Annotated in this window: 1 protein-coding gene; it reads left to right on the top strand. The window is 37.4% G+C overall.

Annotated elements, in window-relative coordinates:
* Positions 1 to 43: 43 nt before the first annotated feature.
* Positions 44 to 1125 (top strand): transposase (locus DW922_RS16070; RefSeq protein ID WP_243032267.1); only part of this gene is annotated, 1082 nt, incomplete at its 3' end.

Raw genomic sequence — 1125 nt, 5'->3', positions numbered from 1 at the left:
TATATCGAGCATCAGAGCAAATCTTACTAGAAGGAGGGAAAATATGCTGTTAACACATGAAACAACCATTGTATTAAACAAAAATGATGCAAATATTGTAGGACACATGTGTTATGCGGCTTACAAGCTTTGGAATGTTTGCAATTATGAGAGAAACAACTACAAAAATCTGGGATTGGAGAAATATCCTGACTGGTATTATCAGAAATCAAAACATAAAGATGATCTGTGGTTCAAATCACTTCCGTCACAGACTGCACAGGAAATCTGTAAGCTTTTGGACAAGTCATGGAAATCCTTTTACCGGTTAAAAGAAAGTGGCGGTATCGAGAATCCGGGATCACCAAGATATAAGAAAGATAAAATGCCGATCACCTATATGCAAAATGGCATTCAACATGAAACAGGCTCTTTCAAAGTAAGACTTTCTTTACCGAAAAAGCTGAAGGAGTATATGGTTCATACCTATGATATTCGTGCTGCATACCTTTATTTGAAAAATCCTGTTTTTTCAAACATGGATATCATAAAACAGATCAAAATATATCCACCGGCAAATGACGGAACCAGCAGGATCCTTGTTATTTATGAGGTGGAAGATGTTTTGCCTGAAGAGGACAATGGACATTATCTGTCGATTGATCTGGGCTTGCATAATCTTATGACTTGTTATGATAATGCAGGAAAAACGTTCATTATTGGGAGAGAATATCTTTCACTTTCTTATTTTTATAACAGGGAAATCGCGCGAGTCCAGTCGCAATGGGATCGGATCCAGGCTGCGTGGGAAATGGAGTATCCGAAAACATCTAAGCATCTGCAGAAGCTTTATCGAAAGAAAAATAACTGTATCAAAGATTATATTCATAAGATGACACGGTATATCACGAACTATTCTGTAAAGAATGATATTCATACGGTTGTAATTGGAGATATCAAGGGGATTCGTAAAGAGAAAAATCTGGGAAGGAAAACCAACCAGAAACTTCACAGTCTGCCATATGCCCGTATCTATATGCAGTTAGAGTATAAGCTTAAAATGAAAGGGATTCGTCTGATAAGACAGGAAGAAAGTTATTCCAGTCAATGCCCGCCACAGTCAGAAGAAGTATCGTGCATTTATGC

It is taken from the genome of Clostridium sp. AM42-4 (genome assembly GCF_003480105.1).
GTDB lineage: Bacteria > Bacillota > Clostridia > Lachnospirales > Lachnospiraceae > Brotaphodocola.
This window is presented reverse-complemented; position numbering and strand designations above follow the sequence as displayed.